Here is a 26,491-nt window from a genome sequence, read left to right on the forward strand (position 1 = left end):
TAATTTTTACTAATTACGATTTGATAAGTAAATGAAAGGGTAAAATGTAAAAAATACCATTTTAGAAAGTGAGCAATTATTTATGACAATTCAAACTAATACTTCAAATCATTATTTACATCTAAATCTATATTCAGGCGTTTTATTCGGGCTTGGGTTGGTGGCATTTTTTGATGAGGTGGTTTTTCATCAACTTCTTCACTGGCACCACTTTTACGATAAGTCAACTACTAGTGTAGGGTTAGTTTCAGATGGGCTATTTCATGCTTTTAGTTGGTTTGCAACAATTGCATCTTTATTTTTGTTTGCAAATTTAAGAAGAAAAAAAGCACTCTATCTTAAAAGATGGTTTGGAGGTTTGTTACTTGGAGCAGGAATTTTCCAGCTTTATGATGGAACCGTTCAGCATAAATGGTTGAAACTTCACCAAATCAGATATAATGTTGATCCTCTTCCTTACGATTTAACTTGGAATATTACTGCCACTGTTATGACTTTGATCGGTATCATTCTACTATTTAAAACGCGAAACAGAAGTGGTCAAATTGAACAATAAATTTTTTCATTACTTTCATTTGAATGCATTTGAATTCTTTATTATCTTGTTAATAACACTTTTAATTTTTAGTTATTTATTAGCTGCAACGAATAATAAAAAAAATGATTGGCCGAAAACTCGTTCTATATTATGGGTAACAGGAATGCTTTGTATATTAGTTTCTGTTATTGGACCTATAGCAAACTTAAGTCATCATCTATTTGTTTTCCATATGATTATGCACTTATTATTAGGAATGTTGGCACCTTTTTTTATAGCTTTATCTCGGCCAATCACATTATTACTTATATCACTACCAATTAAACATGCTAGGCGTTTATCGCGAGTTTTGAGAAGTACTCCAGTCCAACTATTAACTAATCCTGTTAGTACTTTGATTTTAAACATTGGAGGTCTCTGGGTTCTTTACACTTCTCAAGCTTTTTATTTAATTCATAACAATCTAACTCTGTTAGTACTTTTACATATTCATTTGTTTTTAGCGGGATATTTGTTTACAACTTCAATTATTTCAATCGAACCAACCTCCCATAAATACAGCTTTATTTTTCGTTCATTGATTATGGTCATTGCATTAGCTGGTCATGATATTTTATCGAAATTACTTTTTTCGAACGGGCTAGATCATTCTTTTTATGATGTTCAATCTGGAGCAGTGTTAATGTACTACGGAGGAGACTTTATCGATTTGCTAATAATAATTGTACTTTGTTTTAATTGGTATAAAGCAACTGCTTTTACTAAACAAATGAGTTAATGTAAATGGACTTAATTACCAACAATATTCTAGAATTGGATGCACAAAATAATCTTAAAATGCGAATTTTGATTTCTTGGCTCAAAAAAAGTGTGAAAAATAAAACCTTATCGGATAGCCCGACTAAGGTTTTATTTTTCGACTTCGCTATTCTTATGAATAAAATCTTTATAAGATTTAATTTTTTGCTCTAGCATTTGGTTCGTTTCATTTAACGTTTTTAACTGATTTTCGATTGACTGTTTATGCTCCACTAATAATTCTAATCTAGCTAGTGAGGTGTGATCACCTTCTGTATATAAATGTGCATATTCTTTAATTTTATTAATGGGCATTTGTGTTTCTTTTAACTTTAGGACAAATCTTAACCACTTAATGTGTGATTCGGAATATAATCGTTCACCATTAGTAGTTCGATCTGGAAGTATGATATTTTCTTTTTCATAATATCGTAATGTATGAGTGCTTATTCCTAACGCCTTAGCAACTTCTCCAATTGAGTACATAGAGACCTCCAGTTATAGTAATAATATTTAAGTAAAAAACAGTTTGACTTAGAGTTTACTCTAACCAGTATAATGAATCTGTAAATGTTACACAACTAATTTAATTTTAGTATAAACAAGTTTATTAGGAGGAATTAAAATGAAAAAATATACTGTTATTACAGGAGCGAGTTCAGGAATTGGATATGAATCGGCACTTGCATTCGCTGCTCGTGGTAAAAATTTAATCGTTGTTGCACGTAGAACGGAAGAGCTTGAAAAGTTAAAATCTGAAATCGTAAAATTAAATGCTGATCTCGATGTTGTGATTAAAACCGCTGATTTGTCTGTTGTTAAAAACGCGTATGAGTTATATGAAGGGCTTAAAGAATATCAAATTGAAACTTGGATTAATAACGCAGGTTTTGGGAATTTTGCATCAGTTGGAGAACAAAATTTATCAAAGATTGAGAACATGCTTAATTTGAATATTGAATCCTTAACGATTTTAACTTCACTATATGTACGTGATTATTCAACAGTAGAAGGCACACAAGTAATTAATATTTCATCAGGTGGTGGATACACGATTATTGGAAATGCCATCACATATTGCGCAACTAAATTTTATGTTAGTGCTTTTACAGAAGGACTTGCCCATGAATTAAAAGAGCAAGGTGCAAAAATGAAAGCAAAAGTTTTAGCACCTGCAGCCACTGAAACGGAATTTGCGAAAGTATCATATGATTTAGAAGAAAACATCAAATTTGAGGGCGTTCTACCAAAATATCATACTGCCAAAGAAATGGCTGGTTTCATGTTGGACCTGTATGACAGTGAAAAGGTAGTAGGAAAGGTTGATGGAATTACATATGAATTCCAATTATTAGATCCTCTCTACCCTTATGCTTCAAGGCTAGAAAGAACAGAATAAGAGGAAATAGGGAAACCCTTAGTTCTCACGTATTCCCTACCCCTTGCCCTATTAAATGTGGATATTTAGTAGCCCTGTATTCTGTAGGGCTACTTTTTATATATTTTTTAAATATACGACTAAAGTAATTTGAATCTTGAAAACCAATTCGGGTCGCAATTTCTTGCATGTTTAAATCAGTCATTTCTAAATAAAAAATCGATTTTTCGATTCTAAGTCTATTTAAGAAATCGATTACACTTGTTCCCATTTCTTTTTTGAACAGATGACTAAAATGATACTTACTTAAACAACAATATTGTGCAATTTCCTCAAGTGTAATACTTGATTGATGATTTTCCATAATATATTTAGTTGCTTTTTTAATGATCGGTGTCATTTGATTATTAAAGGAGTTAAATATTTGGACTGTTAACCAATAGGCATATTCACAAACCTTAGTAACGAATTTATCATAACGAATAATATGATACAGTTCTTGAATTATTTGTGCGTTTTTCGACATTATGAGTGTTGCACTCACCCCGGACTCTACAACAACTCTTGAAATTAACATGATTAAATCGACTACTTCAGTCTTAAATACATCTTCATTTAATCTACATGCATTCGCTACTTTATCAAGAAAAGTATTTAACTGTTTTACGACCCCATCTTCGTCACCCATTCGAACAAGTGCTAGTAATTCAATTCGGTCTTCGGTTGAAAGTACCCTTAATCTATTTTCCTCCACAGGTCTAATTCCACTATGAAAAATCAGCTTGTTCCCTTGGAAAAAACGACCTGACATCGATTTCCTTGCCTCTTCAAATGAATGGAATAAAAGATGCGGATCACTGTATTTTTTACCAATACCAATAGAAACCGTAATTTGAATAGATTCTAACGAATTTTGAATAGATTCTGCCATACTATAAATCTTTTTATTGAATTCTAACTCACTATCATTCTCTTCCAGTTCAATTAAAAGAGCAATTACCCCTTCTTCTATCCAATTCCATAAATAAGGAACTTCTATCGTTTGTTCAAGTTGATTAATGAGCTTATGGCCAATATCTTTTTTCCATTGCACTGGGCTTTCTAATACTAAATCAGGATAACGATCAATAGAAATCACCATTACAACGTTCGGACAAGTATTAATGCCACATCTTTTTTGAACCTCATCAAAAGTTCCTACATGGACAAGTGTGCCAGAGAGTAACAAATTTGAAAAAGCTGATTGTGTGGCATTTCGATTCATTTTCATTCCCCTTTTTTAACTATTTTTTAGTGTCTTAGTTTAGCGATTATTAGTAAATTTGAACTTTGAATAAATGAAAAAAAAGAAGCAGTTGTACTCTAGAGTATAACTGCTTCTTTAACATTTTCATAATTCCATGACACCTATTTTCTCTTCAACAAGTGAAATAATTTCACCTTCATGAATCAGATGACAAATTATCTCAATATCCGAATAAAAATATCGGTCCTCTTCGACTGTTGGAACTTGATTTCTAATTAACTGGTGAATACTTGCTGTTACTGGTGATGGTTTTAATGCATCATGGAAATCTAGAGCCTGAGACGCAACCATCAGCTCAATTGCTAAAATATGCTCAAGTTTTTTAGAAATTTGATATGCTTTTCTAGCAGCATAATAAGCAAAGCTAACAACATCTTCTTGGTTAGCACATGTAGGTGTATTATCAATTGTTGCAGGATGCGAAAGAACTCTTATTTCATTAAGCAGCCCCGCCACAGTATATTGCGGAATCATATAGCCACTGTTTAAACCAGGATTGGCAACTAAAAAACTTGGAAGTTCACTTACATGATAATTTACTAGTCGATCGATACGACGCTCTGTAATTTTGGCTAGATTTGCCATTGCTATACACATCGTATCTGCATCAATCCCTATATAAGAGGCGTCAAAATTCCCGCCCATTAATGCAATGCCGTCTTCTTCCTCCGGCCATATAATCGGATTATCACTTGAAGAAATCATTTCATTTTTTATATTTTCCAAAGTATTTTTAAATACTTTTTTAACTGCACCATGAACTTGTGGTATACATCTTAAACTAAGTGCATCTTGTAATCGATAGTCTTTATACTGCTCTGCGATCTCACTATCATGTAAAATCATAGAAATGATTCGAGCAGTATTTGCTTGTTCTTTATGTTTTTTTACCGAGTGAAGACGTGGATCTAAAGCATTTATCGTACCTTTAAGTGCTTCTAATGACAAGGCTCCTGCGACATCTGCTGTTTTTACAGCTTGAATTGCATTATAGTTAGATAGTATTGCAAATGCCGTTACTGAAGTAGTACCACTTAAAAGTGCTAATCCTTCTTTGCATTCAAAAGTTACTGGCTTTAGTTCAGCCCGCTCTAATGCCTCAAAGCCACTCAGTAACTCGCCTTTATACCACGCTTTTCCTTCACCCATTAAAACTAATGCCATATGTGCTTCAGGAGATAAGTATGCAACTGAACCATCGCCAGGAACAAAAGGCAATATGTCATTGTTCAGCAGTGAAGCAATTAACTCTAAAACTTCTATTCGAACTCCTGAATAGCCATGTCCTATATTATTTAAAATCATTAATTGAATAGCTCTTACTACTTCTTTTTCAAGTGGCTCACCTACAGAAACAGCATGAGATCGGACGATATTACGTTGAAGAGTATGTGCATCTTCCTTAGAAATCACTTCTGTAACATTGCTTCCAAAGCCAGTAGTTACTCCATAAACTGCTCGTTCTTCTTCAAGGAACTTTTCAATTAAATTACGAGAATGATTTATTCTAAGAATGTAGTTTTCTGTGAATGATACTTTTGCTCCATATCTTGCAACTGCAATCACTTCGTTTATCGACAACTCATGATCTCCAAGAATAACCTCTTTAATATTTTTTGGATGAATAAAATCGTTCTTGGCCATCACTTACACCTCTTAATATTGAATATCTTCGTTTAATGGATCGATACTGATTGTTTATTCGTTTCAACTAAATCCTCTTCAAGTAAAGGATTACTAGCTTCATTTAATGATAGTGATTTTGTCTCAGGTGCCCAAGCGATTGAAACAATCGTACCAATAAATAAAATGATAGACATACCAATCATTGAAGGTGCCATTCCCATTGAACTAACACTTATAGGTAATAAGAAAGTCCCAATAGCTGACCCAATTCGACTAACTGCTGTTGTCAATCCAACTCCAGTTCCACGAACTTCTGTAGGAAATAATTCAGCAGGATAAACTAACGTTAAATTAGATGCTGCAGACATTACAAAAGTAAAGATTGCAAAGACAATGATTGCGATTGTATGTAGTCCTGGCGGTAAAACTGTTAAAGCAAATAATGAAATCGTTAAAATAATAAATGTATTAATTGTAAATCCTCTACGAGTTAATTTTTCAGTGCACCAAACACCAGCAACTGCCCCTACTAAAAGGAACAAGTTCAGTACCATATCCACCCCAAATGTTTCTTCAAATCCCAATTTACTTAAAATAGTTGGTAGAAACGTATAGATTGCAAAATAAGGAACTACTTGACACATATAAAAAAGCGATCCGAATGTCGTACGTTTCCAAAGCTGTTTATTAAATAAATCCGTAACTTTGTATGCTTGTTTAGAATGAGTACCAACTGTTTCATCCATTATAGCATTTTCACCAATATACTTCCGAACGATGGCACGTGCTTCTTCAACACGACCCATTTTTAATAACCAAAGTGGAGACTCCGGTGTACCAAAACGTAACAGTAAGACAATCAAACCAGGAAGTGCAGCACTTACTAGCATCCAACGCCATGCGTCTGGACCCGTTTTTTCTAAGTAATAGCCTACTAGATTTGAGGCTACATATCCAACTGTCCATAAAACGTTTAATGAAGATAATAACATCCCTCTATACTTTCTAGGTGCAAACTCCGCTAGTAAAGTTGATCCTACAGCATAATCCCCACCAAGTGCTACACCTATTAAAATCCTTAATGCAAATAGCGTATATGGATCGTGAACAAAAAACTGCAGGGCAGATGCAATTGTAATAATCACAAAGTTTGCTAAATAAATTTTCTGCCTACCAATACGATCTGACAATCCGCCTAAAAACAAACTACCGAAAAAAAGTCCGATTAAAGCAGAACTACCGATTAACCCTTCCCAAACTGAATTTAACTTCATTTGTGGGCCAAGTAGCGAAAGTGCCATACCTATAATTCCTAACGCATAGCCGTCTGAAAAATTCGATCCAAACGTAAGCGCAGTAATCCGAATATGAAATTTATTAAGCGGTGCATCATCCATCATAAATGTTTTTTCCTTCAAAAAAATACCCCCTTATTTAACTATTTAGATAAAATTAAGTTTTAAAAAATAGTAAGTAATAAATAACTACTTACTTTATGTCCATAAAGCGCTTACAAAATATTCTTTATATTTAATAAATTATAATAATTACTCATAAAATTATCTCTAGATAAAGTTTCGGATTACTAGCACAATATTGCTGAAATATGCATATGGGTCTGTTTTGGTAGAAGGATGACGGCATGGGCATAGGGGAAATTTAATAGATTGCTATTTTGTGTACAATCAGATCTATGAAACAGCGTTCTTAGTTCTGATCGTGTTGAAATATAGCTTAGCCAATTTTAGAAAATACGAACACTTTTTGAACTTTATTGATAAAGTTGTGAAATTTGTTGATATAGTTGGAGTTTTTGTTGATATAAGGGGAATTTTTGTTGATATAGTTGGAGTTTTTGTTGATATAAGGGGAGTTTTTGTTGATATATCGGAATTATTCGTTGATATAGCGTGGAGCTTTGTTGATATTGCGGAATTCTTCGTTGATCTAACGGGGAGCTTTGTGAATATTGCGGAATTCTTCGTTGTTCTAACGTGGAACTTTATTGATATTAACGAATTCTTTGTTGATATTGCAGAATTCTTCGTTGATATAGTGTGGAGCTTTGTTGATATTTCGAGGATTTTTGTAAATATAGCGACGTTCTTTGTCATGAAAATGTACTATCAATAATAATTTAACGGGCAGATCATTTTTTTGATTAATTGAACAGACTTTTTGCGATTTTTACGATTTTACTAGTATTTACATTGTTAAGGCTGCTGATCAATAAGTTTTATTGCCTTTCACTCACTCCATTTCAATGTGTTCCACTGACTTATTTGCAGTTTTGCCATTTTTATTGCAGATTTGACTTTTTTATTTGCAGATATACCAAATTTATTTGCAGTTTATCAATTTTCATTTGCACTAGCCTAGATTTATTTGCAGTTTCCCTGATTTTTATTGCAGATTTCGCTTTTTTAATTGCAGTTTTGCCATATTTATTTGCACTTCCCCCGGCCTCGTAATATTAACCTGTTCAATAAATAAAGAGATAGCCTATTAGCTATCTCAAAAACGATCTAAGGAAAACATGCTCAAATCAAAGGCAGACTTTTGTTTTGTTATTAGGTCAGCAATGATTTCTCCTACGACGCTTGCAAATTTAAAGCCGTGTCCAGAGAAGCCTGTGGCAATAATTATATTTTTATTTTCAGGATGCTGATCAATGATAAAATGCTCGTCTGGAGTCATTGTGTATAAGCATGTTTTTCCTTTTAATAGTTTGCCATTGGCGTTTGGCATATATTGACTTAAAAAACTTCGTAAGTCAGCCTCATCTTCTTTGTATTCCCCGAATTCCCTGTTAAATTGATTCGGGTCCACACTATGTCCCCCATCATGTCGTCCAATTTTCAGTCCGCTGTTATGAAGATTCGGAAAACCGTAGTAGTGCTCATCAATTAGATCAATCGTGAATGCTGGTAGCGAATTAGAATCATAAAGATTTTTATTGCATTCAAACCAACCAACTGTTTTACGGGTAGGCATTAGCGGAATATGTAAGCCAGTCTTTTCAAGTATTTTCCCAGACCAAGCACCTGCACAGACGACAAGTTTATCTGCTGTGTATATAGCATCCTCTGTACGTACAATGGCTATATTTGAATCGATTTCAATATCCACAATTGGCGTGTTTATTTTAAGCGTATTACCTTCCTGAATATATAACTCTCTATATGCTCTAATACAATCCTCACTAAAAAGGATTCCTGACGATGTTTCTAAGCAACCTATAAACTCTTCTGGCAAATTCATACCAGGCCATCTAGCATTTATCTCACTGCCATCAAGTATTTCTAGTGGCAATGAAAATTCTTCTGCACTTTTTATTACTTCTTGTGTAAAGGTAGAACCGGGTGCTCCTGCGCATAAAACTCCTGTTTTGGAAAATAATTGTCTTCCGGAAATTTTTTCTAACTCTTCCCATAACTTTTGTGCCCGTAATGCTAATGGTACGTATTCTCTACTTTCGCCGTATGCATGGCGAATGATTCTTGTATCTCCGTGGTGGCTACCAAAGCTATGTGGTGGATCAAAGGCATCTACTAATAGAGTATTTTGATTTCGTTTTGATAAATAGTACCCTGCTGCCATTCCCATCGAACCTGCTCCAACAATGATTACTTCATAGTGTTTATTCATTATTTTACTCCTTTACTTGTTTCGCTCGTTTGACATATTCTTTTTACTATTATGATATACCTTCTTTTTAGGAGGAGGAGTTTGGGTATGATATCAATTTTACTGAATTCCAAATAAAAAACCCGCCTATGAATACCTCATAGACGGGTTTACAGTTTTTTAAAGTTTTTCGTAAGCTGCTTGATATTTTTGAATATCACCAGCACCCATAAAAATTAGAACACTATTTTTATGGTTTTGTAAATTACTGATATTGTCATCAGTTAATAATTCTGCACCTGCGATTTTGCAAGAAAGGTCACTAATTGTTAATGTTCCCTTTTCTTCTCTTGCAGAACCAAAGATATCACATAAGTAAACTTTATCTGCTTTTTCTAATGTACTAGCAAACTCATCTAAAAATTTACTTGTTCGTGTAAATGTATGCGGTTGGAAAACAGCTACAATTTCACGTTCAGGATATTTTTGACGTGCAGCTTGAATCGTAGCTTGGATTTCAGTTGGATGATGAGCATAGTCATCAATTAACACCTGATCTCCAAAGCGCTTCTCACTGAAACGACGTTTAACGCCACCATATGTTAATAATCTTGCTTTAATAATCTCTGCATCGATTTCTTCATAATGGCAAAGCGCAATTACTGCTAAAGCATTTAAAATACTATGATCACCATATCCTGTAATTTCAAAAGTAGCATAATACGTATTACGGACGAATACATCAAATGTTGTACCATTTGTATGCTTTTCGATATTACGAGCTTGGAAATCATTGTCCTCGTTAAATCCATAATACATTACAGGTACTTTTGCATAAATACGTTGAAGATGTTCGTCATCTCCGCATGCAATGATACCCTTTTTAACTTGATCAGCCATTTGTTGGAAAGCATCGAATACATCGTCTACACTCTTATAATAATCTGGGTGATCAAAATCAATATTTGTCATGATGCAATAGTCTGGAAAGTATGATAGAAAATGACGACGGTATTCACAAGCCTCAAATACAAAATACTCGCTGTCTTTTTCGCCTTTACCAGTACCATCCCCAATTAAAAAAGAAGTTGGACGTGCACCTGAAACGACATGAGCAAGTAAACCTGTAGTTGAGGTTTTGCCATGTGCTCCAGTAATAGCAACGCTAGTAAATTTATTCATATATTCACCTAAGAATTTATGATAGCGTGCCATCGGGATTCCTTTTTCAATAGCAGCTGCAATTTCTTCATGAGTGTCAGGAAATGCATTACCTGCTATTACAAATTGGCCTTCTTTAATATTTTCTTTATCAAATGGTAAAATCGTAATATTTTTTTTTCGTAATTCATTTTCAGTGAAAAAGTGCTTTTCATAATCTGATCCCTGAACGGTTAAACCAGAATCATGTAAAATTTGTGCCAAAGCACTCATTCCAGTACCTTTGATTCCTACAAAATGGTAAACTGTCATATTAAAAGAACCTCCAAAATCGATCACTAATACAACGGCCTATCTCTTAGACAGTATATGTGTGAATAAAAGAAATGGCATCAATATTTTATAATTTTGATGCGTTATTACTTTGCCGAGTCTAGTTATTATTTAAATGATAACTAACTTAAATTTTTACGCAATTAGTATTATATCACTTTAACCCTCATAGGACTATTTATTTTAAGTCGCACAATAAGGAAATAGATGGAAAGTTAATCACTTTAAGCCATCTATTTATATTAAAATATCATAAGTTTTTAATTAAAACTACTTAAGCCCTTCATAATCTAGGGCTCATTTCTACTTTTTCTAGTCGTGGGTTTTCACGAAGCTTTCTTCCGGCTTTTGCTTGCATAATACCATTTAGCGCGACATTATCACCTGTAAAGCCTATGTTAACCTTTAATAAACTTCCGCCGACACCATATAAATCTACTGGTACACCTTGTTTTTCAAATGCTAGAATTCTTTCAACTGTAAATCCCCCGCTTACGACAATCTGTACATGATGATAACCTTCTTGATCAAGTGCATTTCGTAAAGCGAAAATTAAAGGTGGATTTACCCCCCTCGGATCGAAGCTTCCTAACAAATCAGGATTACCAATAAAATATTGATCAATCATTGTTTTAGAAGTATCTACACGGACGGCTTTTAATTTACTACCAAATTCACGCGCGACTTTTAATGCATCATTTATCACATCATTATTATAATCTACTAGGACAATTAAATCATCTTGTGGATACACCTCTGTATAAGCACGAGCAGCCTCCACAATATCACCATTATACATTTGAATAAGAGCATGAGGCATTGTACCCATACCTTCATTGCCCCACCACTCATTCATAGCATGGGTTGCTTGCGCAGTAGATCCACCAATAAATGCCGCATAACCGTCACCTGCTTGGGTCGTAAAATGATCATCGCGATCACCCATGAAAATAATAGGTTTTTTAATGCCTGCAGATTTAGCTGAATGTTTTACGTTGTATACATTTGTTGCTACAGATGTACGGCGAGCCAAAATACCATCAATTATTCCTTCTAAATAGCCGAAATCAGCATATTTACCGGTAATCGTTAATACAGTCTCAAACGGCTCAATCTTATCTCCATCCTTTAATGAATGGACAATAAGTTTTTCCGGATTGTCTGCAAAAGTTTGTAAAATAGCAATGGCCTCATCAGTCCCACAAAGTACTGCACTTTCTCTCTGGAAAAATTGCATCGTTACTTCAGTGTCTGGCTTTTTATGTCGAATAATTTCTCTAGTTTTTAAAAAGTATACAGCTGAAAACCAGCCTTCACCGATTCGATCGTCAAATTTAAACGTTTGGTTCGTTAATCGGTTTATTTTACCTTGTAATTTTAAATCTAATTCTTTTTCCATGAATCTTCACCTGCTGAAAAGTATCGTTCTTTTTTTCTAGTATGGGTTAAAAAAACTTTAACATTCGTTACTTAAATTTTACCGCTTTTCTAATGATTTACTCGGAACGAAACTCCTCAAGTGTAATAAGCACATCACGTGGTTTACTACCATTTTGACTTGATACAATTCCATGATCAAACATTAGGTCAATTAATCTAGCTGCACGGTTATATCCAATTCGGTAACGTCTTTGTAGCATTGAAACAGAAGCACCTTTTTGATCAATTACAAACTCAACTGCTTCATCAAAAAGTTCATCATCGACATCCTGTGCGTCCGCCTTTGCAACAAGCTCCTCTTGGTTAAATAAGTAATTCGGTTTTTGTTGGTCTTTTACAATCTCTACAACATGTTCGATTTCATCATCTGATACATAAACTCCTTGTAATCGAATTGCTTGAGATTTTCCATTATCTAAGAATAACATATCTCCTCGCCCAAGTAACTTTTCAGCTCCGCCAATATCTATAATTGTTCTAGAATCTACTTGTGAGGATACCGTAAATGCAATACGAGTCGGTATATTTGATTTAATAATACCTGTAATAACGTCAACTGAAGGACGTTGAGTCGCAACGAGCAAATGAATTCCGCAAGCTCTAGCTTTTTGAGCAATACGGCAAATATAAGTTTCTACATCTCCAGGAGATACCATCATTAAATCAGCTAGCTCGTCTATAATAATGACTAAGTACGGTAACTCATCATTATAAGCACCTTTTTTCTTCGCCAAATCGTTGAATCGTTTTATATCCCTTGCGCCAGCATGAGCAAATAAATCATAACGGCGATCCATTTCTTCACAAGCCCACTTTAAAGCTGCAGTCGCTGCTCTAGCATCAGTAATGACTGGAGAAATTAAATGTGGAATATGATTGTATGGTGCAAGCTCAACCATTTTTGGGTCAATTAATATTAATTTCACTTCATGAGGTTTCGCCTTATATAAAATGCTTACTAGAATTGAATTAATACATACACTCTTTCCTGAACCAGTGGCACCAGCAATTAGACCGTGTGGCATTTTTGAAATATCGGCATAGACAGGATCTCCACCTATATCGAGACCAAGAGCAACAGTTAAAGGCGATTCGCTTTGCAAAAATTTCTCCTGGCTTACCAATTCCCTTAAATACACAGGCTTGCTCTCTTTATTTGGTACTTCTATTCCAATAGCACTTCGCCCAGGAATTGGCGCCTCAATTCGAATATCCCTAGCCGCTAAGCTTAATTTAATATCATCTTGTAAGTTTGTTATTTTATTAACTTTTACACCAGGTTCTGGCTGTACTTCGAATCGGGTTACTGTTGGACCTTGAGTTGCAGCAATTACTCTAGCTCCTACATTAAAATTGTGTAGTGTTTCTTGTAGTAACTGTTTTTGGTCTTCAACCCAATCCCCATCATTAAATTGTTCCATTGGAGGTTCGATTAATAAATCTAACTCTGGTAATTCGTATAGTACAGGAGGCATACTTGGTAACTCTTCAATTAATACTTGTTGTTCATTATTTTCTACAGACTCTACTTTTACGCTCATTTCGATTTCACTTTTTTCGCTACCAACTTCAAGTTCTTGCCTAGGCTGAACTTCTTCATTAGCAATTACTTCAACAATTTCTTCACTTTGTTGAACTTCAGTTTGTGAAGATAAAATTTCAGTTTGTTCATTTGTGCTAGCATTTTCAATCACTTGATCATTTTGCTTTGAATCGACTTCTTCACTAATCTTTTCGATTGTTGCAGCTGATTCATTCTGTAACTCACGAAGCTGTCTCATTATTTTTGCTTTTCTCGTTGCTTCAACATCACTACGAAGCATCATGACATTAAAAGGAAAATGACGTTTTTTCTCGCGTTTTTCAACTGGACTAGCTTTTACTTCATCTTTTTCTTCATCTGTTGAATGAGAAATAGAACTTTGAGTTTCAACTGGACTCTCTACATTGCTTGAAAGTGCTTCATCTGAAGTTTCTTGATGTACTACCGCTTCTTTGACATCATCAATTTCAAGATTCGATTCAACTTCTTCTTGAGATTCGTTTTCTATCTCTTCAATGATTTGGGTAGTAGCTACATTTTCTGTTTGCTGCTCATTTACATCAGACATGCTATTTTCAATCGTAATCTCTTCAGTATGTTGATCTAATTCAATGATTTGGGTAGTAGCTACATTTTCTGTCTTCTGCTCATTTACATCAGACATGCTATTTTCGTTCGTAAACTCTTCAGTATGTTGATTTAATTCAATGTTTTCGACTTCATTTTCATCAATCTTGACCATACTTTCGACTTCTTGTTCGTTTGAATCATCCACTTCATCAAAAAGTAGACTAGTAGTATCTTGATGTACTATTTCATTCTCATTAGAAGTTAGGACTGTCTCTTTTATCTCTTCTTCATCCTCTATTTCAAAAGTAGGTGGATTAGATTGTACTACCATCGGTTCAATTTGTGGAGTCTCAATCTGTTTAACTTCTTCTTTATTTACTATTTCATTTTGCAGTGACTCAAATTGTACCACTTCATTTTGATGAGTTTCAGTTATTCCGCCTTTAACTTCATCTGTATATTCAGTTTCACTTTGAAGTAGATCAAGTGGTTCCTCTTCGTTTTTCACTTCTAATACATTTTCAATTGTTTCTAGTTGTTCCTCTTTAATTTCTTCTTTTTCAGCAACGTTTAACGTTTCATTTATGTCTTCTGTTTTCTCACTTAAATCACTATTTTGACTGTTAAAGGAATCACTAAGACTAAGCTCTTCCATAACCATATTATTTTGTACTACTTCTTCTTTTTCTGTTGAAGTTTGAAGTAGATCAAGTGGTTCCTCTTCGTTTTTCACTTCTAGTACATTTTCAATTGTTTCTAGTTGTTCCTCTTTAATTTCTTCTTTTTCAGCAACGTTTAACGTTTCATTTATGTCTTCTGTTTTCTCACTTAAATCACTATTTTGACTGTTAAAGGAATCACTAAGCTCTTCCATAATCATATTATTTTGTACTACTTCTTCTTTTTCTGTCGAAGTTTCATTTACTGTTTCTTTCTCTTCTTTTATGGTTGGTTTTTGATACCCATAAATTGGTGAAATATATTCACTTGGACGAAATGGTGTTTTTCTTTTCGGTTTAAAGACAATATCAACCTTTTCTTCTTTTTCTTCCATTGATGGTTCTTCATTGTTAATTACAGTTGAATTTTTATTAAGTCGACTAGTTAAATTACTATGTTCATTTCGACTAGTTAAATTACTATGTTCATAATGACTACTGCCAAAACTATTCTTTTGATTATATGTAGGTTGATTATTTTCTCGTTTTATTGTATTTGTCGTTTGCTGTAATTTTTGCCAAAAATCATCTTGTCTTTCTTGTCGAGATACTGAAACTGGCTCAACTTTTGTTTCTTTTATAGGATTTGTCTTCGTTAATTCTTCATCTAATTCGATTGGAAATCTAAATTTCGGACGCTCAAGAAAAGCGTTTCTATTTCTTTCGATAGAGTGTGATTGATATACTTTCTCCTCAACAGGCTCATCTTTAATCTCTTCTTCAATCTCATTAAGGCTATTTGCCTTAAAAAGGCTTTTTAACCAATTTTTCATTTTTCTCACTCTCTCTATTTCTATTCGTACCTTTTATTTTACCATGTGACATAGTGACAAAAAACACATTATTATTACATTTTGTGCTATTACAAACATATTTCGATATCTAGTATGTCAGACCGTTGACAAATGCTCGCCTTCATCATTCATTCACTTGTTTTATTACTGTATGACATTAAGCAGAGTGAGCGATGCCTATCTAGAAACTTAAAGCATTTCAATGCTTTATTAAACATAGCTCCAATAAAATAAAAAATGCTAGAACCAAGTTATGGTCTAGCATTTATTTGTTATTTAATTAGTTAAAAAAAGCTTTCCCAATTTCAGCATCGGCTTCTAAAACTAAAATGCCTTTTTCTTGTGGTGCGTCTGGTAAGTCAAGCTCACGTGCAGAACAGATCATTCCGAATGAATCAACTCCACGTAAATTAGCATCTTTAATAACTAAACCTGATGGCATTACTGCACCAACTTTTGCAACGACAACTTTTTGTCCTTGATCAACATTCGGTGCGCCACAAACAATTTGTAATTCTTCAGTACCAACATCTACTTTACAAATGTTTAATTTATCAGCATTTGGATGTTTTTCTTTTTCGATTACATATCCGATGACAAATTTAGGAGAAAGGTCTAATACTAGTTTATCTTCAAACCCTTCTTTTTCTAATAATTCATTTATTGTATTTACAATATGTTCAGTGATTGTCACAACACCGTTTTCTTGAACATCTACATATGTTGATGCTTCAAATACGTTAATTGCAACAGTTTCATTTGTAACTACACTATAAACACGTGCAATATTCCCTTTTCGTTCAACTTGGCGATCTTCTGATGGAATTTGTTTTAATGTGATTAAAAGCGTATCGCCAATTCCTTCTTTGTTATAAAAAATATTCACAGATTTCTTCCTCTCTATTGCTTCTTTTGTTTCCCTAAAATAAATACTGGCATTAATTTATCGTTTTCGTAAGCAAACGATAATGATGTAATTGGTATTTTCCCACTTGCAAAGAAACTCATATTCATTTGCGCCATTATATCATAACCTATGTTATTTCGAATGTCAGCAAGGATTAGCACGTCTCCATGAGGGATTCCTACTAATAATTCACCTTTAATTTTCGATTGAATTTCTTTAATAAATAAACTGTTCAATACTCTGCTTGCATCGTATCCATCATTTGTTCGGATAAAATAAAAAGTATTATCTGCAACAACGTCTTCTTTCACTTGAACAGGCATCTTTTGTAAATTAACAATAGCAATCGAATGAATCTGCTCTTTTGTATAGCCAGATTTGACTAATAAATTTTCATCGATTAATTGGTATGTTTTATCTGAATCAATAGCATAGTAGATTCTAGTTTCTGCTGTATGTTCAGTTGTTACGAAAGAGTTGCCTTCTTCCTTTTCAGTTGGGAATGAAGTAGCTCGAATAACAGGTCGAATCTGCTCTTTGAGGAATGCGGCTTGAGAATGCATAGCCAAAAGAGCTTCTTTTATATAGTAAATTAATTCATTAAATGCCGCTTCACCATCTGCTTCATACTTTGCTACTGCACTGTTTAAAGAGACACTCATTCCTTTTTTACTTTCAATCCCTTCAATTCGAAGGTCTTCTTTTTCACGATCGTATATAAAACGCCATTCTTCATTTCCAAGGCGATTTTCTATCATTTTTTTTATGTCTAGCGTTGTTTTTTTAGCCAATTGTTTTACCTACCTTATTAACCTCTTAATCCTTCAAGAAACTCTTCTACTTGTTCCTTGGTTTTACGGTCTTTATTTACATATCGTCCAATTTCTTCACCTTTATTGAATGCTACAAAGCTTGGTATTCCAAAGATATCTAGGTTTTGACATACCTCAATGAATTGATCACGGTCTACATAATAAAACGTAAAATCTTTATTTTCATCGATTATTTCTTGGAAGAACATATCTAAAAATCTGCAGTCTGGGCACCAATTTGCTGAAAATTGGAATACCACTTTTTCCCCTTGTTTTGCTTGTTCGAATTGCTCAACTGAAGTAATTTTTTCCATTCTGTTTCCCTCGCTTAATTCGTTTTCTTTTATTTTACTTTATTTTTATCGATATGCAAAAAGGACGGCTTTCAAATCGTTTTTTCCTTAAGTTTTTTGAATTCATACTGTCCTAATAATAGCTCACAAATATGTTCAAAAATTTGCGTTCTTGTAATTCGACCATTTGTAAAAATACCTACTGCCCCTTCTTTACTACGAATATCTTTTTCATTCGTATAACGTTCCATTAAAACAGCCAGTTCAGTGCCGTTTTGCAAATCGCTTATAAATTCGCTTGGCAGTAAAATCTTTGCACCGCTTGCTAAAACAACATCATTTTCATAAACAAGTGCTCCCCAGTTACAAAGGAACAGTTTACCGTTCTCAATAATCACTCCACCTTCTAATCCAATACCAATTTCAGATCCACCTGCCAATCGAGCGTTATGCGCTCTGTTTACAGCGCCATTCATCGTTTCTAGATCTGTCAAAGGTTGATTCGAAACATTTGATGGAACATTGATCCCTGATACTGAAAAATCTTTAAATACATTTTGTACTGCTCCTACTTTTGTAGGATTAAGTGAGCCGATCGTTATTTTCATTGCTATTACCTCGCTCATTTGAATTTCTTATATCACATTCTCTTTATGAGTATCGCCTCGTTCAATTTAGACTAATCTCTTTTATTGCTCAAAAAAGAAAAGAAGCCCCAATGCTGAGGCTCCTTAGCTTAATAATTACGCAGTGTTTCAACAGTAGTTTTATCAGTCGCTTTAACTAGTTTAACAAGTAATTCTTTCGCAGCTAAATAATCATCAACATGAATAATTGAAGCCGCTGTGTGAATGTAGCGTGAACAAATACCAATTACAGCAGAAGGTACGCCATCGTTTGAAACATGTACTCGTCCAGCATCTGTTCCACCTTGTGATACAAAGTATTGATAAGGTATATTATTCGTTTCTGCAGTATCTAAAATAAATTCACGAATTCCTTTATGTGTAACCATCGTACGGTCTAAAATTCGTAGTAAAACACCTTTACCTAATTGACCAAATTCAGATTTCGCACCCGACATATCATTTGCAGGGCTCGCATCAAGTGCATAAAAAATATCAGGTTTAATCATATTTGCTGCAGTTTGTGCGCCTCTAAGTCCAACTTCTTCTTGAACAGTAGCACCTGAATATAAAATATTAGGTAATGTTTCATTTTGAACTTCTTTTAATAATTCGATCGCAAGTCCACAACCGTAACGGTTATCCCAAGCTTTAGCCATAATTTTTTTCTCATTAGCCATAGGCGTAAAAGGACATACAGGTACAATTTGTTGACCTGGACGAATACCAATATTTAAGGCATCCTCTTTGTTATCTGCACCGATATCAATTAACATATTTTTTATGTCCATTGGTCTAGCTCTTAGCTCATCGCTTAATAAATGTGGAGGAATCGAACCAATTACTCCGATAACCGGACCTTGGTCTGTCATAATTTGAACTCTTTGAGCAAGCAATACTTGACTCCACCAGCCTCCTAGTGGTTGAAATCTTAACATCCCGTTTTCCGTAATTTGAGTAACCATGAATCCAACTTCATCCATATGTCCCGCTACCATTACAGTAGGTCCATCTTCAGTTCCACGTTTAACTCCAAAAATACTTCCTAGGCGATCTTGTACAATTTCATTCGTATATTTCTCAAGTTCTTTTCTCATAAAATGACGAACTTCATGCTCAAATCCTGATGCACCTTGTAATTCTGTTAAAAACTTAAAAAGCTGTAGAGTATCTTGATTCATATTTTCGTTCCTCTCTATACAAAACATTTCTTCCATTTTTTATTTTATCTAAAAATAACATGTAATACCAATGCTAAACGTTGAAAAGTTGCCTCTATTTGACTAAGATAAGTAGTAGAATATTTATTCAAGCGCATAATACTTAAATAGAGGTGGTACAAATGAAACTTAAACGCGTCCTAATTGGCTTAGGTTTAGGTGTTGCTGGTGGTCTATATTTACAAAAAAAATTATCTTCGCAATATATTCCAGCAGAAAAAGCATTAAAAACAATTAAACCAGTGTTTCTTTCATATGGCAATGTAACTGGAACTTGGATTCACTCAGAACCAAAGTGGGCTGACTTACCAGATTATGAAGGTGATGTTTATGAAGGTGGTTTTACAGTAGTAGAATCAGACAATGATACTACTAACTATTCATTCATCATTAATGCTGTAAACGGCGAGCTAATTTCAGCTCAAATTGTTTAAAAACGATATACAAATTATTTGGAGCGTTCGATCGACTGTAATACTTGTCCTTCAGCGCTCCATTTTATTGCTCTATACACATCATCGTGATAAAAGGTAAACCAAGAATTTTTTTGCATTCCAAAATTGACCCATTTTTCTTTTGCATAAATTGATGTCATTGGATAGTCATCATACGCCATCACCCATAACGGAGATTGATGCGCATGTGTAGGCATTAAATCCCCCATATGCAATAATAGTTCATTCTCAGTTTCTATTTTAATAATGCTATGTCCATCGCTATGGCCACCTGTATGGATAATCGTCATTTCATCTGATAGAACATACTCATTTTCAAATGTAATAATTTGATCTTGAATCGCTTCCCAATTTTCTTTCCAATATGTATTATTTGAACGGATATTAGGATTTCTCATCTCATCCCATTCGATCCGGGAAGTAATAATTTTCGCCTTTGAAAACACAGGTTTAAATTCACCGTTTTCAAATTTCGTTAATCCACTTGCATGATCAAAATGCAAATGAGTCATTATGACATAATCGATATCATCTAGCTTTAAGCCATGCTTCGCTAATGATTCTTCAATTGCAGAATCCTCTGTTACCCCAAAATTTCTTTTTTGCTTTTCATTTAATTTGTTCACACCAATTCCGCTATCAATGATAATATTTAAACCATTTGTTTGAATAAATACTGGATCAGTTCGTAATGGAATTTGGTTCTTTTCATTAACAACATACTTTTTAGACCAAAGTGCTTTTGGAACAACTCCAAACATCGCTCCACCATCTAATTGGGTGTTTCCTCCAGTAAGCCACTGAATTGTACAAGTTCCAATCTTTAATAGCTCCATACTAATCCCCCTTCTTTTTTAATAGACGTAAATATTATACCACTTTTTTAAATTTACTGAATATTATAAGCTTGGGTTAAGGAAAAGATAAGTGAATTCAGGAATGAGCGAGTTTGCTTTCTGTTTATTTAGCTAAAAATTTTAAAATTTAACATTCAAAATCTATTTCAAAAATGGCAATTTGAGTCAAATGAAAAATAGTAAATCATAAGAATAACTTATCAACATTCATAAACAAATGGTAATTTCCTTATTGTTTAAGGTGGATTAAGATGGATTTGAGTAAACATAATTAACGTGCAAAATGAGAGGAGAAAAGAGAATGGCAGACAAAGAATTCATCAAACAGCGTGTTCAAGGTCAATTTGGTAAAAATGCAGAAAAGTACGTTTTAAGTGAAGGTCATGCGAATGGTGAGGATCTTATTAATGCAGTTACATTCTTGCAACCCACGCTTGAAGATGTCGTACTTGATATCGCTACTGGGGGTGGACATGTAGCAAAGACATTGGCACCTTTTGTGAAAAACGTAACTGCAACAGACATAACAGAGAAAATGCTTGAAACTACACGTATCCACTTGACCGAAAAGGGCATACAGAATGTAACCTATGTATTGGCTGATGCAGAGGAACTTCCATTTTTAAAGAACTCATTTGACATTGTCACTTGTCGTATCGCCCCCCATCATTTTCCAAACCCAGATGCATTTATTCGGGAAGTCTCACGCGTATTGCGACCAAATGGACGATTCCTATTAATTGACAACATCGTGCCAAATGACAAGACATTGTCCGATTTTATCAATCTTGCTGAAGCAATTAGGGACCCAAGTCACGTCAAATGTCTTACTAAAGATCAGTGGAGAACATTATTTAAGGAACATGGGCTCAAAGTAGAACAAGACATTCTAAGAAAGAAAAAACATCCTTTTAATTCTTGGCTAGACAGAATGGCCCCAACTGAAGCTCATAAATTGGCGGTTACGTCTATGCTCCTACAGGCTCCAGAAAATATTCAATCTTATTTTAATATCATTATAGAAGACGAGACGATCATTAGTTTTGAAACAGATCAATGGAGCGCACTCGCAACCAAACAGTAGAAGATAAAAAAAGCAGGATATCAGGTCAAGAAAGTCTTATAAAGCCTTTCTCTAGCCCTTATCCTGCTTTTCCTTATCCTTACTTTCTATACGCAGCTTCTACTCGATAAATGCGGTTACCTTTTGACGAGAATTTTTCTTCGTATTCTGTCATGATATTGCCTTCGAACTCACTGTTATGAAGGTCTAAACTTAAGAAATGCATCGTCATTCCATAGTTAGCCATACTCATAATTGAAAATTCAAATAAACTTTGATTATCTGTTTTAAAATGAATTTCTCCATCATTTTTTAAAATTTGTTGATACATACTTAAAAACGTTTTATATGTTAATCGACGCTTTTCATGACGAACTTTTGGCCATGGATCAGAGAAATTTAAATAAACTCGATCTATTTCTCCGTCTGCAAAGAAATCCGTTAATTTTTGAGCATCTACATTTAAAAGTTTTAAATTTGGAACTTCCGCTTCAATTAATTTATCTAAAGCATCTGAAACTACACTTGTATACTTCTCAATTCCAATATAGTTAATATGAGGATTGGCTTTTGCCATACCTATCATAAAACGGCCTCTTCCAGTACCAACTTCAATATGAATCGGTTGGTCATTTTGGAATACATCTTTCCAATTTCCTTTTTGCTCGCTCGGATTTGGAATTACATAATGAGCATATTGCTTTATTTGATCTGCCGCGCCGGGCTTATGTCTTAATCTCATAAGTTTTTTTACTCCCTCTCGATTTTGCAATTTGTATCTTCTCATAAAAAAAACCAAGCACTATAATGGCACTCGGTTATTTAGGTAAAGTATAAAATCATATCGTGTAACACAAACTATTTCAAGTGTACTTATTAAAAAAAGGATGTGAATTTATGCCTTTAAATCATGAGCATCAATTAACAATTTTACGCGATATTTTAATGAATCACCAATCAGATTGCTGTGGAACTGTATCAGAATGTGAGCAACTTGAAAGACTTGTTCAATCTTTACTAACAAACGATCAAGTAACAGATGATGTAAAAGCTATGCTAAATGATGTTTACTATTACAGTCAGTCCGGAAAGTACTCTTCTGATTTAGACCAGCACATTAACAACCATCAAAATCAACTCTCTCAATGGGTGTCGGATTTCAATACGTATTCTTAATCTATGACAATTTCCGAGGAAATTTTTATTTAAAGTCTAATATTTTCTCAAGCAGGCTCTTCATTTTTTGAGTCTGCTTTTCATTTTCACGCAAAGTGTACCATTTGATCCAGATGATTGTTTGAGCAACAACATACCAAGTCATTCGGTTCAATAATTCATCTGTTAATTTTATTCCATAATTACGTAACCATTTTCCCCAGTCGTTTTGGTCTACATAAGTAAATAAAAACATACCTAAATCAAATGCTTTATCAGCAATAATTGCCTCATCCCAATCGATTAAATATAAATTATTCGCCTCAGTTAATAACCAATTATGATGATTTAAATCACTATGACAAACAACTAAGTCTTCTGGGTCAAAAGATGGCATATTTTCTTCTAAATATTCAATGCCTTTAACGATAATCTGGCTTTGTGTAAATTCCTCAGTTAAATTTCCTACAATTGTTTGAAGTAAATCTTGAGGTTCTAATGGATTAATCCCTAGCTTCGTTAACATATATAACAATTCTTTGGAAGAGTGGATACGATATAAGAATTGCGCAACCCCTTTCGCAGACATCTCGAAAGGTTCAAGACTACGTGCGATCACCCACTCTTGAGCAGTAAGTACATCACCATTTTCTAGTCTTCTAGTCCAAACTAATTTTGGAACAAAACCAGCTGCTGATAAAACTGCTAAAAAAGGAGATGAATTTCGTTTAAGAAATAATCTCTTATCATTGTTTTCAGCTATATACGCTTCACCAGTGAAACCACCGGCTGGCGAGATTGTCCATTCTTTTCCGAGTATTTCTTGTATATGATTATCCATTGATATCCGTTCCTTGTTGTTATATATGTTTGTATTTTAAAATTATTTTATTACAAAAAGAAAGATAGCCTATTACAATTAGCTGTAATAAGCCACCTTTTACAAGTTTACATCGTTTAATTAGAATCTGCAAGTAGTTGCTAGTATTTTACTAATACAACAGTAGAAAGTAATGGTATTGGTAATTTATTACATTCAGCTTTTATCCCTTTTTCAACATAATGTTTAGTACCATCCCATACATATTCCCAATTGTCTTCATTTCCGAGATCAATAGTAGTATCCTTTAGGCCGTTATGAAATAACACCATTATTTCTTTAACACGGTCAATCTCTTCTATTCCACTAATGCGGTAGCCAATTATATTTTGATGGACCTTGACTGACTTTATATGCCTTACTATTTCTTCTTTTAAAGAAAAACGGAGGCAATTAAAGCGCTTTCGAATCGCAATAAACTCTTTTACTATATTTATATAACTCGATTCACGTTCTGCTCTAGCCCAATCAATGCTATTAACAGTGTCCCCTGAATTATAACTGTTCTCTATACCTTCCTTTGTTCGAAAGAACTCTTGCCCGCTATGAATAAACGGTACTCCAAATGAAAACAGGGCAATACTAGTGCCAAGTATGTGTCTCTTCTTTAGTAATTCTTCACTATCTTTTCCATTTGAAAGCTTCAAACGGTCCCACATAGTGTGATTATCATGCGATTCAACATAATTTATTGATTGATAAGGCTCTTGAAATAAAGATACCTGGTTATTAATCCCGACGCTACCCAATAGTAGATCGGACAAATAATCATGATTAAGTTTCCCTTGGATAAATCCTATTTCTTGAACCGAAAAAGTACTTCCTTTTATTCCATCCCTGAATTTATCGTTAAAAAATCCAATCTTTGATAATTGATGACTTTGGTTGATTGTTGCTTTTCGAGATGAAGGACTTAATGAAGTATTCAAATCCCAGCCTTCTCCAAAAATAATCATTTCTGGTTTTAAGATTGTCAATTCAGTTACAATCTGATTCATTGTATCCGTATCCAAAATTCCCATTAAATCAAACCTAAACCCATCGATGTCATATTCTTCAGTCCAATACTTGAGCGATTGAAGAATAAAACGTCTTGCCATCAATCTTTCAGATGCAAAATCATTCCCTACTCCAGTGCCATTCGAAGGTAAACCTCGTTCATCCTGTCTAAAATAATATCCAGGCACAATTTTTTCAAAATTACTAGTTTGTAATTCGTAAACATGATTATAAACAACATCCATGATAATCCGTAATCCATGCTCATGATAAACTGATATAAGTTTTTTTAGTTCAGTGATCCTTGTCATCGGTTCTTCCGGTTTTAAACTATAACTACCTTCTGGTGCATTAAAGTTTAACGGATTATAGCCCCAATTATAGCTTTGGAATGGGTTATTCTCTTCTATCCCCTCAAAATCAAAGAATGGCAGAAGTTCAATATGTGTAACACCTAATTGGCATAAGTAATCCAACCCTGTTGATAATTCATTGTAAGTAGTACCTTTTTCATGAAATCCTTCGAAGGATCCTTTTTTATGAACTCCACTTAATGGGTGTGAAGTAAAATCTCTTATACTAGCTTCATAAATAATACAATCCGTATACTTACTTTGTAGAGGACTATTTACCTTACTAACATGGCTACCCTTAGACAAGTCAATTACAACACCATTTTTACCATTTAAAGTCACTGCTTTAGCGTAAGGGTCAACTGCTTCTCGCCAAATCAGATTTACACATACTAAATAGTTATAAACTAACCCATCACAATTTTGATCGATTATTACTTTCCATGTCCCTTTTCCGTCACGTTCCATTAACTTTTCAGTAAATTTTTCTTCATCACCATGACTTTGATAAATTCTTAATTTAACCTTCGATGCAGTTGGTGCCCATAGCTTAAATTGCGTGGAATGATTTGAATAACTCGCACCTAAATCTTCTCCGTCATAAGCATATTTTTCATCAAAATCATTTGAACGTATGACACCGCCAACTTGTAAATCTGTACGCACTCCAAATTCATCTTCAATCTCATACTTGTTTTCTAATGAAAGATCCTCAGGTGTGAAAACAGTATATTTTATAAACCTTTCAAACTCTATTCGTGTAACAATAGGAAGCTTAGTTTTCCGATTATCCTCATAAATTAGTTCAAAATAAGAATGCACTGTATGTTTGTTCGATTTGGGAATAATCATTGTTATTTCTTGAAATCCATCTATATAAGCTTCGTAAGCCCTTTTAATATGAAACAACGCTATTCACCATCCAGACTGTAAATTTAAAACTTTACTATAAAAAACGACTGATTAATATTTTCGTTATTTCCATCGATATGATTAGTATATTCACAAATAGGTAAAATGGATTCAAATCCATCAATT

Annotated in this window: 24 protein-coding genes; 7 read left to right on the top strand and 17 right to left on the bottom strand. The window is 33.9% G+C overall.

The genetic code is table 11. The features are described from left to right. Positions 1-82 precede the first annotated feature (82 nt). Both CN692_RS12595 and CN692_RS12600 read left to right on the top strand, forming a co-directional pair. A complete protein-coding gene (locus CN692_RS12595) occupies positions 83-556 on the top strand; it encodes a DUF2243 domain-containing protein (RefSeq protein ID WP_098119516.1) in 474 nt (157 codons plus the stop codon). Then, the gene (locus CN692_RS12600) at positions 546-1,316 is read left to right on the top strand and encodes a cytochrome c oxidase assembly protein (protein ID WP_179865481.1); all 771 of its coding nucleotides are present in this window, start codon (positions 546-548) and stop codon (positions 1,314-1,316) included. Before CN692_RS12595 ends, CN692_RS12600 begins: the two co-directional genes overlap by 11 nt. A 131-nt stretch (positions 1,317-1,447) precedes the next feature. Here the strand turns inward: CN692_RS12600 and CN692_RS12605 are convergent, their stop codons facing one another. Next, the gene (locus CN692_RS12605) at positions 1,448-1,822 is read right to left on the bottom strand and encodes a MerR family transcriptional regulator (protein ID WP_098119518.1); all 375 of its coding nucleotides are present in this window, start codon (positions 1,820-1,822) and stop codon (positions 1,448-1,450) included. Between the two features lie 139 nt (positions 1,823-1,961). Here CN692_RS12605 and CN692_RS12610 point away from each other — a divergent pair, with 139 nt between their 5' ends. Further along, a complete protein-coding gene (locus tag CN692_RS12610) occupies positions 1,962-2,735 on the top strand; it encodes an SDR family NAD(P)-dependent oxidoreductase (protein WP_098119519.1) in 774 nt (257 codons plus the stop codon). Positions 2,736-2,760: 25 nt separating this feature from the next. Here CN692_RS12610 and CN692_RS12615 read toward each other — a convergent pair whose 3' ends face one another. The 3 genes from CN692_RS12615 to CN692_RS12625 all read right to left on the bottom strand — a co-directional run bounded on the left by CN692_RS12615 (position 2,761) and on the right by CN692_RS12625 (position 7,064). Then, positions 2,761-3,978 (bottom strand): helix-turn-helix domain-containing protein, encoded by a 1,218-nt coding sequence (locus tag CN692_RS12615; RefSeq protein ID WP_179874430.1) that lies wholly within the window; start codon positions 3,976-3,978, stop codon positions 2,761-2,763. 126 nt (positions 3,979-4,104) lie between these two features. Beyond that, complete coding sequence (gene hutH / locus CN692_RS12620; protein ID WP_098119521.1) at positions 4,105-5,664, bottom strand: histidine ammonia-lyase; 1,560 nt, start codon at positions 5,662-5,664, stop codon at positions 4,105-4,107. 32 nt (positions 5,665-5,696) lie between these two features. Next, complete coding sequence (locus CN692_RS12625; RefSeq protein WP_257131641.1) at positions 5,697-7,064, bottom strand: MFS transporter; 1,368 nt, start codon at positions 7,062-7,064, stop codon at positions 5,697-5,699. 346 nt (positions 7,065-7,410) lie between these two features. Between CN692_RS12625 and CN692_RS12630 the strand changes: the two genes are divergently transcribed. Next, positions 7,411-7,779: a hypothetical protein gene (locus tag CN692_RS12630; protein ID WP_179874431.1), complete on the top strand. Its 369-nt coding sequence runs from the start codon at positions 7,411-7,413 to the stop codon at positions 7,777-7,779. A 381-nt stretch (positions 7,780-8,160) separates the two neighbouring features. On the opposite strand, the gene solA is transcribed toward CN692_RS12630, so the two are convergent. The 9 genes from solA to CN692_RS12675 all read right to left on the bottom strand — a co-directional run bounded on the left by solA (position 8,161) and on the right by CN692_RS12675 (position 19,652). Continuing rightward, positions 8,161-9,294: an N-methyl-L-tryptophan oxidase gene (solA, locus tag CN692_RS12635; protein WP_098119523.1), complete on the bottom strand. Its 1,134-nt coding sequence runs from the start codon at positions 9,292-9,294 to the stop codon at positions 8,161-8,163. Positions 9,295-9,453: 159 nt separating this feature from the next. Further along, positions 9,454-10,746 (bottom strand): UDP-N-acetylmuramate--L-alanine ligase, encoded by a 1,293-nt coding sequence (murC, locus tag CN692_RS12640; RefSeq protein WP_098119524.1) that lies wholly within the window; start codon positions 10,744-10,746, stop codon positions 9,454-9,456. A 304-nt stretch (positions 10,747-11,050) separates the two neighbouring features. Beyond that, positions 11,051-12,166 carry a nicotinate phosphoribosyltransferase gene (locus tag CN692_RS12645; RefSeq protein WP_098119525.1) on the bottom strand — a complete coding sequence of 372 codons (1,116 nt, stop codon included), beginning with the start codon at positions 12,164-12,166 and terminating at the stop codon, positions 11,051-11,053. Between the two features lie 97 nt (positions 12,167-12,263). Beyond that, positions 12,264-15,812, bottom strand: coding sequence for a DNA translocase FtsK (locus CN692_RS12650; protein ID WP_098119526.1), 3,549 nt, complete (start codon positions 15,810-15,812; stop codon positions 12,264-12,266). 301 nt (positions 15,813-16,113) lie between these two features. Next, complete coding sequence (ytpR, locus tag CN692_RS12655) at positions 16,114-16,719, bottom strand: YtpR family tRNA-binding protein (RefSeq protein WP_098119527.1); 606 nt, start codon at positions 16,717-16,719, stop codon at positions 16,114-16,116. A 14-nt stretch (positions 16,720-16,733) separates the two neighbouring features. Continuing rightward, positions 16,734-17,531 carry a DUF1444 family protein gene (locus CN692_RS12660; RefSeq protein ID WP_373604961.1) on the bottom strand — a complete coding sequence of 266 codons (798 nt, stop codon included), beginning with the start codon at positions 17,529-17,531 and terminating at the stop codon, positions 16,734-16,736. Positions 17,532-17,548: 17 nt separating this feature from the next. Next, positions 17,549-17,866: a thioredoxin family protein gene (locus tag CN692_RS12665; protein ID WP_098119528.1), complete on the bottom strand. Its 318-nt coding sequence runs from the start codon at positions 17,864-17,866 to the stop codon at positions 17,549-17,551. Between the two features lie 71 nt (positions 17,867-17,937). Further along, entirely contained in the window at positions 17,938-18,453 is a 516-nt protein-coding gene (locus CN692_RS12670; protein WP_098119529.1) for a DUF84 family protein, read from the bottom strand. Between the two features lie 128 nt (positions 18,454-18,581). Beyond that, on the bottom strand, positions 18,582-19,652 hold the full coding sequence (locus tag CN692_RS12675; RefSeq protein ID WP_098119530.1) for a M42 family metallopeptidase: 1,071 nt from the start codon (positions 19,650-19,652) through the stop codon (positions 18,582-18,584). A 161-nt stretch (positions 19,653-19,813) separates the two neighbouring features. On the opposite strand from CN692_RS12675, the gene CN692_RS12680 reads away from it, so the two are divergent. Next, complete coding sequence (locus CN692_RS12680) at positions 19,814-20,125, top strand: PepSY domain-containing protein (RefSeq protein ID WP_056473349.1); 312 nt, start codon at positions 19,814-19,816, stop codon at positions 20,123-20,125. Positions 20,126-20,139: 14 nt separating this feature from the next. Here CN692_RS12680 and CN692_RS12685 read toward each other — a convergent pair whose 3' ends face one another. Continuing rightward, positions 20,140-20,982 (bottom strand): YtnP family quorum-quenching lactonase, encoded by an 843-nt coding sequence (locus CN692_RS12685; RefSeq protein ID WP_098119531.1) that lies wholly within the window; start codon positions 20,980-20,982, stop codon positions 20,140-20,142. Between the two features lie 322 nt (positions 20,983-21,304). Here CN692_RS12685 and CN692_RS12690 point away from each other — a divergent pair, with 322 nt between their 5' ends. Then, the gene (locus CN692_RS12690; RefSeq protein ID WP_098119532.1) at positions 21,305-22,087 is read left to right on the top strand and encodes a class I SAM-dependent methyltransferase; all 783 of its coding nucleotides are present in this window, start codon (positions 21,305-21,307) and stop codon (positions 22,085-22,087) included. A 79-nt stretch (positions 22,088-22,166) separates the two neighbouring features. On the opposite strand, the gene trmB is transcribed toward CN692_RS12690, so the two are convergent. Continuing rightward, complete coding sequence (gene trmB / locus CN692_RS12695) at positions 22,167-22,808, bottom strand: tRNA (guanosine(46)-N7)-methyltransferase TrmB (RefSeq protein WP_098119533.1); 642 nt, start codon at positions 22,806-22,808, stop codon at positions 22,167-22,169. A 155-nt stretch (positions 22,809-22,963) separates the two neighbouring features. Between trmB and CN692_RS12700 the strand changes: the two genes are divergently transcribed. Next, a complete protein-coding gene (locus CN692_RS12700) occupies positions 22,964-23,242 on the top strand; it encodes a YtzH-like family protein (RefSeq protein WP_098119534.1) in 279 nt (92 codons plus the stop codon). Between the two features lie 25 nt (positions 23,243-23,267). Here CN692_RS12700 and CN692_RS12705 read toward each other — a convergent pair whose 3' ends face one another. Then, positions 23,268-24,062, bottom strand: coding sequence for a phosphotransferase family protein (locus CN692_RS12705; RefSeq protein WP_179865479.1), 795 nt, complete (start codon positions 24,060-24,062; stop codon positions 23,268-23,270). Positions 24,063-24,202: 140 nt separating this feature from the next. Beyond that, the gene (pulA, locus tag CN692_RS12710) at positions 24,203-26,362 is read right to left on the bottom strand and encodes a type I pullulanase (protein WP_098119535.1); all 2,160 of its coding nucleotides are present in this window, start codon (positions 26,360-26,362) and stop codon (positions 24,203-24,205) included. Positions 26,363-26,491: the final 129 nt, after the last annotated feature.

This window comes from Bacillus sp. AFS002410, assembly GCF_002556365.1.
In the GTDB taxonomy this organism is placed as follows: Bacteria; Bacillota; Bacilli; order Bacillales; family Bacillaceae_G; genus Gottfriedia.